Origin of the sequence: Paraburkholderia kururiensis JCM 10599 = LMG 19447 (genome assembly GCF_003986935.1) — a bacterium.
Taxonomy (GTDB): Bacteria; Pseudomonadota; Gammaproteobacteria; order Burkholderiales; family Burkholderiaceae; genus Paraburkholderia; species Paraburkholderia kururiensis.
Window position 1 is genome coordinate 43,212 of the sequence record NZ_RJZE01000036.1, and the last position, 14,475, is coordinate 57,686.

The following is a 14,475-nucleotide window of genomic DNA, read 5'->3' on the forward strand; positions in this document are numbered from 1 at the left end:
GTTTGTGTGCGGTGCGGAAATTTGTATTACCGGGAAGGACCGGCGCGGCGACCGGTCCGTACGCCCGATGGGGCGCGTGAGGTCACACCGAAAGGTAGTCGGCCAGCCGAACAAGCATTGCGTCGCAAGCGTGCAGTTGCTCGACGCTCACGAATTCATCGGGTTTGTGCCCCTGATCCATACTGCCCGGCCCACATACGACCGTTGGAATTCCAGCTTGCTCGAACAAGCCACCTTCGGTGCCGAACGCGACCGTGCCGAATTCTGTCGAGCCCGAAAGCAGTGCGACCAGGCGCGCTGCCTCGCTCTGCGGCGACGTCGCCAATCCTGGATAGGCTGAAAGCGATTGAAGGGTAATGTCGGTATCCGGCTTCACGGCGCGCATCTTCGGCAGCAGTTCGGATTCGGCGTACCGCTGCAATCGATGCGCAACCGTGTCGGCATCGAAGCCCGGCAGCGCGCGCACTTCGAAGTCGAACTCGCATTCGGCGGGCACGATGTTGAGCGCCCGTCCACCCCGGATAACGCCCGTTTGCACGGTCGAGTACGGCGGATCGAAGCGTTCGTCGTGATGCTCGGGCTGCGCGAGTGCCTGCCCGATTTCTTCGAGATGATTGATCAGGCGTGCCGCATACTGAATCGCGTTCACGCCGTACGGTGCGTAGGCGGAATGGCACGCCGCACCCTTCACACAACACCGCATCGCGAGCTTGCCTTTGTGTCCCAGCACGGGCTTCAACCCAGTCGGCTCGCCGATCAGACACAGCACCGGCTTATATTCACGCCGTGCAAGTTCGTCCAGCATCGGCCGAACGCCCAGGCATCCCACCTCTTCGTCGTACGAGAACGCGAGATGCACGGGCATCCGCAGATCGCGTTCAATGAACATAGGCACCGCCGCGAGCACCGATGCCAGAAAGCCCTTCATATCCGCGGTGCCGCGTCCATACAGGCGGCCCTCCTTTTCGACGAGACGGAAGGGATCGACGGTCCACGCCTGCCCCTCCACGGGCACCACGTCCGTATGACCCGACAGCGCGATGCCGCCGCGATCCGGCGGCCCGATCGTCGCGAAGAGATTCGCCTTGGTGCGCTCGTCGTTGTAGAAAAGTTCGCATTCGACGCCATGTTGTGCGAGGAAGTCGCGAACGAATCCGATCAGCGCGAGATTGGAGTCACGGCTAACTGTCGTGAAGCTCACCAGCCTTTCGAGCAGCGCGCGACTCGACATCTCATTCATCGCCTGGCACTCCGTATCTGGGTGCGGTGGTCGGATTCAGGGCGCGTGTGACGTAGTCTTGCATCTGTGGCTTGTATGCGGCCCACAGGCTGCCGAGCTGGCCAATGGGATCGTTGTCGACCCAATCGACCCGCAGATCCACGAGCGGCCAGCTCAAGTTGCTCACGATCTTCAACGCCGCCGAATGGACAGGGCCGGCTTCACCGCCTGCGGCCATAGCCGCCTGCATCGCTGCGAGCAGACGGTCAGCGAGCATGCCCTGCGCGTTGGAAAACGCAACCGGCATCGCCTCGATAACGTGAACGCCAGCAAGCATGTTGCCCGCCGCGACGCATTGTTCGCCTGCGAGCGCGTAATACGTTCCAAGTGCTTCCTTGCCGCTGAAGAATGCGGTTTGACCCTGTGCATCGATAACCGTCACCTGGCGATACTCGCGCCATTCATCTGCATCGAGCGCCTGTTTCAAGGCCTGCGATGGGTCAATCTTCTTGCTGTCAAGAAGGTCGAGAACGCGCGGCCCAAGCGCGGGCAACGTAACGTTCTGCGTCGCGACCGCACCCACGCCCGCACGCAGCCACGGACAACGTGCGCCCACTGCAATGCTCGACGAGCTGATCGCAATACCCAGTTGTCCCGTCTTCTCGCAACGTCCGACGATAGAAAAAGTCATGCGCCCTCCTTTATGCCTTCGGCGGCGTCCAACCATCCGGAATGACGGCGATGACGTCGATTTCCATCAGCCATTGCGGCTGGCCCAGTGCGACGACGGTGAGACCGGTCGAAATCGGGAACACGCCTTTCAACCATTTGCCGACTTCCCGATAGACCGACTCGCGATAGCGCACGTCGGTCAGATACGTCGTCGTCTTGACGATGTGCGACAGGTCGCTGCCCGCCTCTTCCAGCAATTGCTTCACGTTCTTCATGGCCTGCTCGGCCTGCGCGCGCGCATCGCCCAGGCCCACGAGATTGCCATCGAAATCGGTGCCCACCTGGCCGCGGACATAAACGGTATTGCCCGCACGCACAGCCTGGCAAAGATCGTTGTCGAGCGTTTGGTTCGGGTATGTATCCTTCGTGTTGAACATGCGGATGCGGGTATGCATCGGTTGGCTCATCGATTCACCTTCGTTGTCTTGGGGATCTGCCTGGGGGTCTGCCTGATTCTCGTATCACGCGGTTGCTTGAACCTTCTGCTCAAGCTGTTCGTTCCTCACCTGCGATTCCGGCCCGTCGTAATACGTCTGATACTTGCGTTGCATGACGATGTGGTCCGCAATATGCCTCGCGTCATGCCACACGCCCCAGATGAACGCTGAACCGCGTCGCGACAGCCACGGTAAGCCGAGGAAGTACACGCCCGGCTCTTTCGATACACCACGCTGATGCCTGGGCTTGCCCTTCTCATCGAAGGTATCGACCTGCAGCCATCCGAAGTCGGTTGCAAAGCCTGTCGCCCAGATGATCGACGTCACACCCGCTTGCGGAAGATCGAGTTTCAGCAGGGGACGGGTCATGCATTCGGGGTCCGGCGGGAGGATGCGCGCTTCGGGTTCATCGGGAAGATGAAGACCGTTGCGCACGACATAGGCGTCCGCGGCATCGAGCAGCGACAAATAGTTTTCGTCGCCGCGTGCAATGTTTTCAGCAAGATCGGCGTTGAAATGCGCGACGTTGCCCTCGAATGATGTCGTCAGACCGACCAGCGTGATGCCCTGATGTGCCAGCCGGCGAAAATCCACGGTTTGCCCGCCACGCGCACCGCTCACGGCGATGGTCACGTGCTCGCGCCCCGGCTTCATGACCTCGGCATCCCATTCGCCAAGCACGCCAAGCCACCAGCAGAAGTCGCGTCCGCGATACGCGCGCGGCGGCCGGTCGTGCGCACCCACCGACAGAAACACGCGCTTGCCGGCGCGCTGCAATTCATCGGCGATCTGAACGCCCGACGATCCCGCGCCCACGACGAGAACACCGCCTTCGGGCAATTGCTGCGGGTTGCGATAGTCGGCGGAATGAATTTGCAGAAGCGCTGCTTCTTGCGGCGCGATGGGTGGAATCACCGGCTTCTGAAACGGCCCCGTGGCGACCACGACGCGCCTCGCTTCAATCACGCCGTCCGACGTGTCGATGGTAAAACCCGGCCGCCCGTTGTTGCGCACGACCTTCTTCACTTCCACGCCGGTGCGAATCGGCGCATCGAATTTTTTGGCATAAGCAACGAAATAGTCCGCCACTTCTTCCTTGGGCGCAAAGCCATCGGGCGCTGTCTCGGCGAACTCCAGATTGGGGAAGCGGTCGTGCCACGCCGGACCATTGGCAACGAGCGAATCCCATCGCGCCGTGCGCCAGCGCTCCGCAATGCGCGCGCGTTCCAGCACGAGATGCGGCACGCCGTGCCGGCTCAAATGCTCGCTCATGGCGACGCCGGCCTGGCCTGCGCCGACTACCAGCGTATCGATCGATATTGTTTCCACTGTCATGGCTATGTCCTTCCGGGAGGCCGAATGTCGTCGTCGGAATCTACGCGCCGGGGAAGGATCGACAAAATATTTTCAAAAAATGCATGGCATCGGAATTTCCTATGCAAGCTTTTTTGTCGACGCCACAATGCGCCGCATTCGAGCCCTGAACCGTGGAGCGCCGCCGATGGAAAACCTTCCGTTACGCTACTCGCTGCGCCAGTTGCGGTACTTCGTGGTGACAGCGGAAACCTTGTCCTTCACCGCCGCGGCCAAGGAACTGCATATTTCGCAGCCTTCCGTTTCGACCGCTTTGGCGGATCTCGAAGTGTCTTTCGGCGTGCAGCTTTTTATCCGGCACCACGCAAGCGGCCTGTCGCTTACGCAAGCGGGGCGTGATCTGCTGGGCCAGGCGCGCAATCTGCTCAAGATCGCCGAAGAACTGCAGATGGCCGCCAAGGAAATGGATGGCGGCATGACGGGCGCCATTGCGCTAGGTTGCCTCGTGTCGCTTGCGCCGCCTTTGATGCCGGGACTCATCAGCCGCTTTACGGAAGCCCATGCAGGCATTTCATTTCGCACAGTGGAGGAGCACCAGGATGCCCTGCTGCGTGGCCTGCACGACGGCTCGCTCGATATAGCGCTGACCTATAGTCTCGATCTGACCGAAGACATCGCCTTCACGCCGCTGCTTTCCCTGCCGCCCTACGCGATCCTGCCGCGCACCCATCGCCTCGCGCGTGCACGCAAGATTTCGCTGGCCGATCTCTTGCATGAGCCCTACGTAATGCTCGATCTGCCGCATAGTCGCGAATATTTCGCCGCGCTTTTCGATGCTGTGGGCAGCCGCCCCGTGCCCGCGTTCCGCTCGTCGCAACCGGAAGTGGTGCGCGGCATGGTAGCCAACGGGCTCGGCTATAGCCTGTTGAACTTCCCGCTCAAGTCCACTCGCACCGTGGACGGCGAGGAATTCGTCATCAAGCGCTTCAAAGACAACGTCAACGCGACGACGCTCGGCATCGCGCAATCGCGCACCATGAAGCCACGGCAAGTGGTACATCGCTTTGCGTCGTTCTGCGAGAACTACATTCGGCGGCTGCACCTCGACCCTTGAAGGCCGCTGCATAGCCAAAAGCTTTGCCTTGTATCCAAAAACAATATTTTGACTGGCATATTGGCTTGATAGATTCCGTCCATGTCGAGCGCGTTGCGGCAAGCGCTTGTTTCGAAAGGCATGCAAGGAACACGTCATGGACAACGCGGCACTGAACAAGCTGATCAATGCCCTGCGCGACGGATGCGATCGCCCGTTCAGCGATGCTCGCTCCATGCCGCCCGGTGTCTATACGTCGGCCGATTTTCTGGCGCTAGAAGAGCAGCACATCTTTGGGCGCGAATGGCAATGTCTGGGGCGCGCAAGCGCCCTCAAGGCGCCTGGTGATTACCTGACGGCGCGAATCGGCGCACAACCGGTCGTCGTCCTGCGCGACGAGCACATGCAGCTCAAAGCGATGTCCAATGTGTGCCTGCATCGCATGTCGGTACTGCTCGAAGGGCGCGGCAATGTGCGTCGCGTCATCTGTCCTTATCACGGGTGGAACTACGCGTTCGACGGCGCGTTGAAGGGCGCGCCCATGATGGACCGCCAGGAAGGCTTCTGCAAAGAGCACTACAGACTGCCCGCCGTGCGCTGCGAGGAATGGCAGGGCTGGATCTACGTGACGCTCGATGCCGCGGCGCCTTCGGTGCGCGAGCACCTCGCCGGGCTGACTACGCTGATCGAGCCGTACGGCATGAGCGATTACGTCGAGACGTTCTATGAAGAACACGTGTGGGACACGAACTGGAAGATCCTCGCGGAAAACTTCATGGAAAGCTATCACCTGCCGATGCTGCATCGCGCCACGGTCGGTCCGCATTCGAAGCTCGAAGAGATGGAATGCCCGCCCGGTCAAGCAGCCTTCAACTATCACTGGATCACGAAAGAGGCATCGCTGCCCATTGGCAATGCACACCCCGACAACACGCGCCTGACGGGCCACTGGCGCAAGACCACGGCTTTGCTCGCGATTTATCCGACGCATCTCGTCACGCTGACGCCAGGCTATTTCTGGTATCTCGCGCTCCAGCCGCAAGGCGTCGGGCAGGTGCACATCCGCTTCGGCGGCGGCCTTGCGCCCGAGTTTATCTCGGATACCGAAGCGAACACGCACATGGTCACGCTCAAGAAGCTACTCGACGAAGTCAATGCCGAAGACAGACGCGGTGTAGAAGCCGTGTTTCGCGGGGTGCACGCGCCGCTCGCGAAGCCGGGGCACCTGAGCCATCTCGAACGCCCCAACTATGACTTCGCACGCTATCTCGCGGGCAAGCTGCAATCGCATTAAGAAAGACAGGACGCAATCACGATGTCAAACCCCTCCTTCATTTCGTTCTCGGGCGTGAGCAAATCGTACGACGGCGCGAACTACGTCGTCGACGATCTGAACCTCGACGTGCGCAAGGGAGAATTCCTGTCGCTGCTGGGGCCATCGGGCTCGGGCAAAACGACCACGCTCATGATGCTTGCCGGCTTCGAATCGCCTACGCAAGGCGAGATCCGCCTGGATGGCAAGCGGCTGGACGACAAGCCGCCGCATCAGCGCGACATCGGCATGGTGTTTCAGAACTATGCGCTGTTTCCGCATCTGACCATCGCCGAGAACGTGGCGTTTCCGCTGTCCGTTCGGCGCGTGAGCCGCGCGGAACAAAAAACGCGCGTCAAGCGCGCGCTCGACATGATCGAGTTGCCGCATCTCGCCAATCGCCGGCCTGCGCAGCTTTCAGGTGGACAGCAACAACGCGTCGCACTCGCCCGGGCGCTCGTGTTCGAACCCAGCGTGGTACTGATGGACGAGCCGCTCGGCGCCCTCGACAAGCGTCTGCGCGAAACGATGCAATACGAAATCATGCGGCTGCATCGCGAGTTGTCGCTGACGATCGTCTATGTCACGCACGATCAAGCCGAAGCGTTGACGATGTCCGACCGCGTTGCCGTTTTCTCCGATGGTCGCATTCAACAGGCGGCAACGCCAAGCGAACTCTACGAGAACGCGCAGAATGCGTTCGTCGCGAACTTCGTGGGCGAGAACAACGGTTTGGCGGGACGCGTCGTGAGTTGCGACGACAACTGGGCCACGCTTGCGCTCTCCGACGGCAGCATCATTCGCGGACGATGCGAGCGCGGCCTGCGCGTTGGCGACGAAGCCATGCTTGCGCTGCGCCCCGAACGCGCGCACATCCCGGCCGTGGAAGGCTCGCATGCGGATGAACATAACAACGTCGTGCGCGCTCGCGTCGAAGAACTCGTGTATTGCGGCGATCATCACCGCGTGCATCTGACGCTTGGCGCGAGCGATTCCATCGTCGTGAAGGTGCCTAATACGCAGCGCCACACTTTGCCGGCTCCCGGGGACACCATCGAAGTCGCATGGCGCCACGACGACTGCAAGATTCTCGCAACGAGCGCGCCCGCGCGTGCACCCGCCATCCGTTCTCCCGCCACTCCCTCACCTTCCCTCATCACGACCGCACCCGCAGGAGCCAACTGACATGCGCACCCGACTCAAAGCACAATGCGCCGCACTTGCCGTACTCGCATTTTCCACCGTGACCACGCAGGCTGCAGAAACGCTGAACGTTGTCACATTCGGCGGCGCATTCGAAGCCGCAGCCAAAAAGGCGTGGATGGATCCGTTCACCCAATCCACCGGCACGCAGTTCTCGCTCGAATCGTATGACGGCGGCCTCGCGAAGCTGTCCGCAATGGAGCAGGCGAAGAACACGACGTGGGACCTGATCGATCTGGAAACCAACGACGCGATCACCGCCTGCGACGAGGGGCTGCTCAAGAAGTTCGACAAGAAATCGCTCGGCAAGACCAGCGACTTCATTCCGGGCTCCATCAGCGATTGCGCGGTTGCCAGCATGGTGTGGTCCACGGTCTATGCCTACGACACAAGCAAGCTGAAAACCGCACCGACCACCGTCAACGACTTCTTCGACGTGCAGAAATTCCCCGGCAAGCGCGGTTTGCGCAAGTCGCCGAAGGTGGCGATGGAATGGGCGCTGATTGCCGATGGCGTGGCGCCCAAGGATGTCTATAAGGTGCTCGGCACGCCCGCTGGCGTTGATCGCGCCTTCAAGAAGCTCGACACCATCAAGAAAGACATCGTATGGTGGGAGTCGGGCGCGCAGGCGCCGCAGCTACTCGCCGACGGCGCGGTCGTCATGGTGCAAGCCTATAACGGTCGCATCGACGGCGCAGTGAAGAACGACCACAAGCCGTTCAAGACGGTCTGGGATGCGCAGGTCTACGACTTCGAATGGTGGGGCATTCCGAATGGCGCGAAGCACGCGGATACTGCGGCGAAATTCATCGTTTCGCAGGCTCAACCCAAGGCGTCCGCAGATCTGGCGAAGTACATCGCGTATGCACCGCCTCGCAAAGACGCGGTAGCGCTGGTGGACAAGCAGCGACTCGCCGACATGCCGACCGCGCCGGAAAACTTCAAGCGCGCGGTACAGATCAACGCAAACTTCTGGGCCGATAACGCCGACGCGATCAACAAGCGTTTCCAGGTCTGGCTGACTCAATAAGACCCAAGCAATAAGACTCAAGCAAGGCGAGATGACCAACATGCCCGCATCGATACACGCTTCGATCACCGATTCTCGAACGAGAGCCGATGGACGTGCGTCCTATAACAAGGCGCAACGGCGCGCATCGATGCGGGCGCTTCTACTCGCATTGCCGCTGATCGTATTTCTCCTCTCGACATTCATTGCCCCGATTCTGCTGCTGCTTTCACGCAGCGTGCAGAACCACGAACTCGCCGACAGTATGCCTGCGCTCACGCATGCATTGAATGCGTGGGACGGCCACGGCGTGCCCGACGAGCACATCTTTGCGCTGCTTGCAGCCGGTTTGAAAGAAGCGCAGGAAAACGAACGGCTCGGCACGGTCGCGCGGCGGCTGAACTTCGCGCTGCCCGAGTTTCGCAGCTTGTTGATGCGCACTGCCCGCAACATTCACGACGATACGCCGCCCGCGTGGAAACCCGCGCTGATCGAGATCGACGAACGCTGGAATTCGCCTGAAATATGGCGCTTGCTGAAGCGGGCCGCCGAATCCCCGACGCCCGACTATCTGCTTGCCGCCGTCGATGCACAGGTCACGCCGCAGGGCTCGATCGCATCGATGCCCGCCAATGCGTCCGTCTATCGGGAAGCCTTCGGACGCACGATAGGGATCAGCGCAACCGTTACGCTGTTCTGCCTCGTGCTCGGCTATCCGGTGGCATGGCTGCTCGCAAATCTTCCCGCAAAAAGCAGCAACCGTTTGATGCTTCTCGTCATCGTCCCGTTCTGGACGTCACTGCTCGTGCGCACGACAGCATGGTACGTGTTGCTGCAACCCGGCGGTGTGGTCAACGGCGTGCTGTCCGGACTCGGCATTGCATCGCATCCCATCCCGCTCGTCTTCAATCGCACGGGCGTGTTGATCGGCATGACCCATGTGCTATTGCCTTACATGATTCTCGCCATTTATTCCGTGATGAAGAGCGTGCCGCCTGTTTATGTGCGCGCCGCGAAGTCACTCGGTGCACATCCGTTCACGGCGTTCGTGAGGGTTTATATGCCGCAGACGCTGCCTGGCGTCGGTGCGGGATGCTTCCTCGTCTTCGTGCTCGCGCTCGGCTACTACATCACGCCCGCACTGCTCGGTGGTGCCGGGGACGAGATGATCAGCCAGCTCATCGCCACTCAAACCAACACGCAGCTCAATTGGGGACTCGCGGGTGCGCTGTCGGCCTATCTCGTGATCTTTACGGCGATTTTCTATTTTCTTTTCAACCGTATTGTCGGCATCGACCGCTTGCGGTTCGGTTGATCGAGGTCGCTCCGCCCGGAAGGAAAACTCATGCAAGACAAACGCAATACGGTGCTGACGGAGCGCATTGCCGCACGCTGGGTGCGCGTGCACTCCGCGATCGTGCTGTTCTTTCTGGTCGCGCCGATTCTCGCCATCATCCCGCTCTCGTTCAACTCGGGCTCGTACTTCTCCTATCCACTGCAGGGTTTTTCGTTCCGCTGGTACGAACAGGCCCTGACGAGCGCGGACTGGCAACGCGCGTTGCTAAACAGCATTGGCATTGGCGCAGCTTCCACGTTAATCGCGACATGCCTCGGCACGCTCGCCGCGTTGGGCCTGTCGCGTTCGCAATTCCCGTTGCGCGCGGTCATCATGCCCATCGTCATATCGCCAATGATCGTGCCGATTGTCGTCGTTGCTTCGGGGTTCTACCTGATCTTCGCGCCGCTAGGGCTCGTCAATTCCTATCCAGGGGTCGTGCTCGCGCATGCGGCGCTCGGCACGCCGTTTGTCGTCATCACGGTGACGGCCTCGTTGCTTTCGTTCGATCAAAGCCTGCTGCGTGCCGCGTCCGGTCTTGGCGCAGCACCGTGGACCGCGTTTCGTCGCGTCACCTTGCCGCTCATTACGCCCGCTGTGGCAACGGGCAGTGTGTTCGCTTTCGCCACCTCGTTCGATGAAGTCATCGTGATTCTTTTCATTGGAGGCCCGGAACAAAAGACCGTTCCTCGCCAGATGTGGAGCGGCATTCGCGATTCGATCGATCCGTCGATTCTGGCCGTGGCAACCATGCTCATTGTTTTTGCCGTGCTGCTGTTCGCGAGCATCAACTGGCTGCGCGGGCGCGCGGCCGCGGCCAGTCAGGCGTTGGTCTGACCGCCCGCGGTATCGGAAACGTCTGCGGTTTTCAGCAGTCCGTCGAGACAGTAACGGCCTCCCACGCCTGAATCTCTTCGGCCAATGCCGACAGCTTGTTTCGCACCAACCCGATCGCATCGGTGCCAAGCAACAGATGCGCAGGCGGATGATCCGAAGCAATCGCGGTGAGCATTGCGCGCGCCGCTTTCTTCGGGTCCCCCGGCTGCTTGCCGCTTCGCTCCGCGCGCGCTTTGCGCACAGGATCGAAAACTTCGTCGTAGTCCGGAATCGACCGCGGTGTTCGTGTCATCGAGCGGCCCGCCCAGTCGGTGCGAAACCCGCCGGGCGCCACGGCCGTCACCGCAATGCCGAGCGGTTTGACCTCTTTGCCGAGCGCCTCGGAGATGCCCTCCAGGGCGAATTTGCTCCCGCAATAGTAAGCAATTCCCGGCATCGTAATGAAGCCGCCCATCGACGTGATGTTCAGGATGTGACCGCGTCGGCGTTCACGCATGAATGGCAGCACGGCCTTGATCATGGCGACTGCGCCGAACACGTTCACGTCGAATTGCCTGCGCAGTTCCGACAACGGCGATTCCTCCACGATACCTTCGTGCCCATAACCCGCATTGTTCACGAGTACGTCCACGGGGCCGACAGACGTTTCGATGTCCCGCACAATGCCGTCGATCGCATCGAAGTCGGTCACGTCAAGTACGCGCGCAAATGCGGCGTTCGCAGACAAAGACTCGAAATCACGCTTTGCCTCGTTACTGCGTACAGTGCCGACAACTGTGTGGCCCTCCGCCAGGGCCTCTTCGGCGAGCGCGCGGCCAAAACCGCTGCTGACGCCAGTGATGAGCAAGATTTTGCTGGATGCCACGGAAGCTTCTCCCGGATGTCAATTGGAGAATGCATGCTACTCTTTCAACCACGACGGTATAAGCCAAATTCCCCTGTTTTTCTTGCACAAAACTATGAGCACGAAGCGTGCCTCGACATCTGGTCCAGAGCGCTCCCGGAGCGACCGCAAGCGCCTGGTTGCCTTGCTGCACGCGTTGGCGCCCGAGGAAGGCTACAACCTGACACCGCTACCGGGCGTGCGCATTCTGCGTTCGAATCGCCCGCTTTCACGCACGCCGGTCCTTTACGACCCGGGCATCGTGATCGTCTGCCAGGGTCGCAAGCGAGGTTACTTCGGCGACCAACTCTATCTCTATGACGAGCATCACTATCTGGCCGTTTCGGTGCCCGTTCCGTTCAGCATGGAAACGGACGCAACGGCGCAGCGTCCGCTGCTTGCGCTGTATTTGCATCTCGACTTCGCCATGGCTGCCGAACTCGCGGCGCAGCTCGACAGCGAAGGTGGAACAGCGAGTGCACAACCACCATTGAGCATGATGTCGACGCCGATGGACAACACGATGTCAGCGTCCGTACTGCGCCTCCTCGACGCGATGCGCGAGCCGCTTGAAGCCGCCGTATTGGGCTCTGGGCTGCTGCGCGAGCTGTATTTCCGCGTACTCACCGGGCCTCAGGGAGGCTCGATGCGTGAGGCCTTGTCGATGCGAGGACAGTTCGGGAAGATCGGCCAGGCACTGCGCCTCATTCACGCGCGCTACGCGCAGTCGCTCGACGTGAAGCTGCTTGCCGACGAAGCGGGCATGAGCCCTCCAAGCTTCCACCATCATTTCAAGACCATCACGCAGGTATCGCCGATGCAGTACGTGAAATCGACACGTCTGCATCAAGCCCGGCTCCTGATGGTTCGCGAAGACCTGACCGCGGAAGCCGCGAGCCTCGCGGTGGGCTACACGAGCCCGTCCCAGTTCAGCAGAGAGTTCAAGCGCCTGTTCGGCTTGACCCCTGCGGCGGAGACGAAGCGCATGCGCGAGAACTTCGCGATTGCGCCTGCGTTCCCGCACGCAACCTACGTCTCGTCGCACTAAGCACCGGTAGCCGTGAGGTCTCTCGCCAAGGCCAGGGCTTAGGAGTTCACGCCGCAACAGAAACTATGAACGTTTTACATGCGACGCGGATAAGGTTATCTGGCGAAACTTTTGCACACTCGGGTACTGTTACGTGGCTGAGTCCCGCCGCGCATACTGCGCGAAACAGCGCTACACATGAAGCATTTCCGATGAAACCATCCGTTTGCGAGACGACTCTCGACCTTCGCGGCCTCGACCCGCCAGAGCCGCTGGAACGCGTTCTGGATGCGCTAGGGTCGTTGCAGCGAGATCGCTACTTGCGCATGGTGATCGATCGCGAACCGGTGCCGCTCTACGGCATACTCAGGAGGAACGGCTTCGAGTACAGCGTCGACGTGATGGTCGACGGCTGCCGGGAAATCTGTATCTGGCAGGGGCAGTGATGCGGCGTCAGCTTTCTCTCGACAGTTCGCCGACGCTTTCCGTGCCGCTGCGGTTCTTTCTCAACGCGCCGCTATTTGCATTGCTGGCGGCAGGCCTTTTGCTGTGGGACGGGCCCGATGCATTCACGTCGCGCTGGTCGCCCGCTTCTCTCGCGCTCACGCACCTCTTCACACTGGGCATCCTCACCAGCGTGATGACAGGTGCGTTGATCCAGATACTTCCTGTAGCCACCGGCGTACGAATTGCATGGACGCACGTGACCGCCATGGCCGTCCATGCGCTACTTACGCTGGGCACGCTGACGCTCTCGGCGGCTTTCCTCTTTTCCTTACAACGGCTCTTCCTGCCGGCGTTGCTGCTGCTTTCAGCCGCGCTTCTCTGGTTGCTTGCCGCATGCTTCACGGGCTTTTGGCAACATCGCGACCAAGCATTCAAGGGTTCCGGCGACGTGCTCAATGCCACCCGGCTGGCACTCATCGCCTTGCTCGCAACCACGGTCCTGGGCGCCATTCTGGCTGGCTCGCAAGTCTGGCCTGTGCCGCTCCCATTGATCATGCTCACGGACCTTCATGCCATGTGGGGTCTATCAGGCTGGGTGGGATTGCTGACGATGGGCATTGCTTACCAGCTGATTCCCATGTTTCAGGTGACGGATGTCTATCCCCGAACGCTTGCACGCGGACTTGCACCCTTTGTCTTCGTGTTGCTTGTGGCGATCTCTTTCAATGCCGCGATATTCCCCCGGGTTGAAAAATCGTTAGGGTTTCTATTGTTTTTCGCCTACGCGATATTTGCGGCCGTTACCCTGTACCTGTTGTGGGCACGAAAACGTTCGGGATATGACGCCACTACGCTGTTCTGGCGCACGGCCATGGTGAGTCTCGTGTGCTGTGCGCCGCTGTGGATGGTGCAGACCGCAATCGGCAATCCACCGGGGTCCATCACGCTGGGTGTGTTGTTCATCTTCGGCGTGGCGTGGTCATCAATCAACGGCATGCTGTACAAGATCATTCCGTTTCTGCTCTGGTATCACGCACAAAACTCGCTCAGGACCGCTCCCATAGCCGTCGTGCCCAAGGTCAAAGACACGATTCCGGATCGCATGGCACAAAGGCAATTCTGGGCGCATCTGCTCGCCCTGCTTCTCCTGCTGGCTGCCAGTGTTCGGCCTATCGCATTTGCACGCATGGGTGCGCTGGCGGCGGGGGGCTCAGCGGTATGGCTGGGCATCAACGTGATCGGCGCTATCCGGCTGTATTTGCGTGCCAAGCGTCAGATCGCATCGATCGAATCGAACGCTCGCTGAACAGGCGGCATCTGTTATCCAGGTATCGCTGGCACGTGCTGGTGATAGTTCGCGATGCAAACAATCGAACAGCTGCCCCCACACCTTCATGTGCAACTCATGCGAGTCGCTTCATGAAAATTCCAGCACGTTGCGGGGGCAGTCGTCAAGACGGAGGTCAGGCCAGTCGCCGTGGAAACGACTGGGCCATTACTTGATCTCTTTCCAGTAAGCGGCGTTCAGTCGCCAGGCAAAAAAGCTCAGCAGGCCCAGGAACAGCAGCACCCACACCCCGATCTGCCGGCGCGCCTTCTGCTGCGGCTCGGACATCCACGACAGGT

The 14,475-nt window shown here is 60.5% G+C and carries 14 protein-coding genes and 1 pseudogene; 9 read left to right on the plus strand and 6 right to left on the minus strand.

The annotated features are described in order from the left end of the window. Positions 1 to 82 precede the first annotated feature (82 nt). From argE to PKKP23_RS30870, 4 genes are read right to left on the minus strand one after another with little or no spacing between them, the layout of a single operon-like run. Positions 83 to 1,240, minus strand: coding sequence for an acetylornithine deacetylase (argE, locus tag PKKP23_RS30855; RefSeq protein WP_126879688.1), 1,158 nt, complete (start codon positions 1,238 to 1,240; stop codon positions 83 to 85). After that, positions 1,233 to 1,910 carry a DUF1028 domain-containing protein gene (locus PKKP23_RS30860; protein WP_126879689.1) on the minus strand — a complete coding sequence of 226 codons (678 nt, stop codon included), beginning with the start codon at positions 1,908 to 1,910 and terminating at the stop codon, positions 1,233 to 1,235. The genes argE and PKKP23_RS30860 overlap by 8 nt, the downstream gene beginning before the upstream one ends. 10 nt (positions 1,911 to 1,920) lie before the next feature. Continuing rightward, positions 1,921 to 2,358, minus strand: a complete 438-nt coding sequence (locus PKKP23_RS30865) for a RidA family protein (protein WP_126879690.1) — start codon at positions 2,356 to 2,358, stop codon at positions 1,921 to 1,923. 54 nt (positions 2,359 to 2,412) lie between these two features. Next, positions 2,413 to 3,723 carry a flavin-containing monooxygenase gene (locus tag PKKP23_RS30870; RefSeq protein ID WP_126879691.1) on the minus strand — a complete coding sequence of 437 codons (1,311 nt, stop codon included), beginning with the start codon at positions 3,721 to 3,723 and terminating at the stop codon, positions 2,413 to 2,415. A 166-nt stretch (positions 3,724 to 3,889) separates the two neighbouring features. Between PKKP23_RS30870 and PKKP23_RS30875 the strand changes: the two genes are divergently transcribed. The 6 genes from PKKP23_RS30875 (at position 3,890) to PKKP23_RS30900 (ending at position 10,492) form a co-directional block, all read left to right on the plus strand. Continuing rightward, positions 3,890 to 4,816 carry a LysR family transcriptional regulator gene (locus PKKP23_RS30875; RefSeq protein WP_026121940.1) on the plus strand — a complete coding sequence of 309 codons (927 nt, stop codon included), beginning with the start codon at positions 3,890 to 3,892 and terminating at the stop codon, positions 4,814 to 4,816. Between the two features lie 136 nt (positions 4,817 to 4,952). After that, positions 4,953 to 6,089 (plus strand): SRPBCC family protein, encoded by a 1,137-nt coding sequence (locus PKKP23_RS30880; protein ID WP_126879692.1) that lies wholly within the window; start codon positions 4,953 to 4,955, stop codon positions 6,087 to 6,089. Positions 6,090 to 6,110: 21 nt separating this feature from the next. Continuing rightward, positions 6,111 to 7,292: an ABC transporter ATP-binding protein gene (locus tag PKKP23_RS30885; protein WP_126879693.1), complete on the plus strand. Its 1,182-nt coding sequence runs from the start codon at positions 6,111 to 6,113 to the stop codon at positions 7,290 to 7,292. A 1-nt stretch (position 7,293) separates the two neighbouring features. Beyond that, the gene (locus PKKP23_RS30890) at positions 7,294 to 8,340 is read left to right on the plus strand and encodes an ABC transporter substrate-binding protein (protein ID WP_017777244.1); all 1,047 of its coding nucleotides are present in this window, start codon (positions 7,294 to 7,296) and stop codon (positions 8,338 to 8,340) included. Between the two features lie 40 nt (positions 8,341 to 8,380). Then, on the plus strand, positions 8,381 to 9,634 hold the full coding sequence (locus PKKP23_RS30895; protein ID WP_126879703.1) for an ABC transporter permease: 1,254 nt from the start codon (positions 8,381 to 8,383) through the stop codon (positions 9,632 to 9,634). 30 nt (positions 9,635 to 9,664) lie between these two features. Further along, a complete protein-coding gene (locus PKKP23_RS30900) occupies positions 9,665 to 10,492 on the plus strand; it encodes an ABC transporter permease (protein ID WP_017777242.1) in 828 nt (275 codons plus the stop codon). A 31-nt stretch (positions 10,493 to 10,523) separates the two neighbouring features. On the opposite strand, the gene PKKP23_RS30905 is transcribed toward PKKP23_RS30900, so the two are convergent. Beyond that, complete coding sequence (locus PKKP23_RS30905) at positions 10,524 to 11,357, minus strand: oxidoreductase (protein ID WP_126879694.1); 834 nt, start codon at positions 11,355 to 11,357, stop codon at positions 10,524 to 10,526. 94 nt (positions 11,358 to 11,451) lie between these two features. On the opposite strand from PKKP23_RS30905, the gene PKKP23_RS30910 reads away from it, so the two are divergent. The 3 genes from PKKP23_RS30910 (at position 11,452) to PKKP23_RS30920 (ending at position 14,155) form a co-directional block, all read left to right on the plus strand. Continuing rightward, on the plus strand, positions 11,452 to 12,423 hold the full coding sequence (locus tag PKKP23_RS30910; protein ID WP_126879704.1) for an AraC family transcriptional regulator: 972 nt from the start codon (positions 11,452 to 11,454) through the stop codon (positions 12,421 to 12,423). A gap of 191 nt (positions 12,424 to 12,614) precedes the next feature. Continuing rightward, complete coding sequence (locus PKKP23_RS30915) at positions 12,615 to 12,848, plus strand: DUF2249 domain-containing protein (RefSeq protein WP_126879695.1); 234 nt, start codon at positions 12,615 to 12,617, stop codon at positions 12,846 to 12,848. Next, entirely contained in the window at positions 12,848 to 14,155 is a 1,308-nt protein-coding gene (locus tag PKKP23_RS30920; RefSeq protein ID WP_126879696.1) for a hypothetical protein, read from the plus strand. The genes PKKP23_RS30915 and PKKP23_RS30920 overlap by 1 nt, the downstream gene beginning before the upstream one ends. Before the next feature lie 189 nt (positions 14,156 to 14,344). Here PKKP23_RS30920 and PKKP23_RS30925 read toward each other — a convergent pair. Next, a pseudogene (locus PKKP23_RS30925) lies at positions 14,345 to 14,475 on the minus strand (cytochrome c1); the annotation flags it as partial.

Bases quoted from the DNA above. Each gene is read 5' to 3' on its own strand.
- PKKP23_RS30910 (WP_126879704.1), top strand. From the start codon at position 11,452: ATGAGCACGAAGCGTGCCTCGACATCTGGTCCAGAGCGCTCCCGGAGC.
- PKKP23_RS30865 (WP_126879690.1), bottom strand. From the start codon at position 2,358: ATGAGCCAACCGATGCATACCCGCATCCGCATGTTCAACACGAAGGAT.
- PKKP23_RS30885 (WP_126879693.1), top strand. From the start codon at position 6,111: ATGTCAAACCCCTCCTTCATTTCGTTCTCGGGCGTGAGCAAATCGTAC.
- PKKP23_RS30860 (WP_126879689.1), bottom strand. From the start codon at position 1,910: ATGACTTTTTCTATCGTCGGACGTTGCGAGAAGACGGGACAACTGGGT.
- PKKP23_RS30870 (WP_126879691.1), bottom strand. From the start codon at position 3,723: ATGACAGTGGAAACAATATCGATCGATACGCTGGTAGTCGGCGCAGGC.
- PKKP23_RS30900 (WP_017777242.1), top strand. From the start codon at position 9,665: ATGCAAGACAAACGCAATACGGTGCTGACGGAGCGCATTGCCGCACGC.
- PKKP23_RS30880 (WP_126879692.1), top strand. From the start codon at position 4,953: ATGGACAACGCGGCACTGAACAAGCTGATCAATGCCCTGCGCGACGGA.
- PKKP23_RS30915 (WP_126879695.1), top strand. From the start codon at position 12,615: ATGAAACCATCCGTTTGCGAGACGACTCTCGACCTTCGCGGCCTCGAC.
- PKKP23_RS30875 (WP_026121940.1), top strand. From the start codon at position 3,890: ATGGAAAACCTTCCGTTACGCTACTCGCTGCGCCAGTTGCGGTACTTC.
- PKKP23_RS30920 (WP_126879696.1), top strand. From the start codon at position 12,848: ATGCGGCGTCAGCTTTCTCTCGACAGTTCGCCGACGCTTTCCGTGCCG.
- argE (WP_126879688.1), bottom strand. From the start codon at position 1,240: ATGAATGAGATGTCGAGTCGCGCGCTGCTCGAAAGGCTGGTGAGCTTC.
- PKKP23_RS30890 (WP_017777244.1), top strand. From the start codon at position 7,294: ATGCGCACCCGACTCAAAGCACAATGCGCCGCACTTGCCGTACTCGCA.
- PKKP23_RS30895 (WP_126879703.1), top strand. From the start codon at position 8,381: ATGCCCGCATCGATACACGCTTCGATCACCGATTCTCGAACGAGAGCC.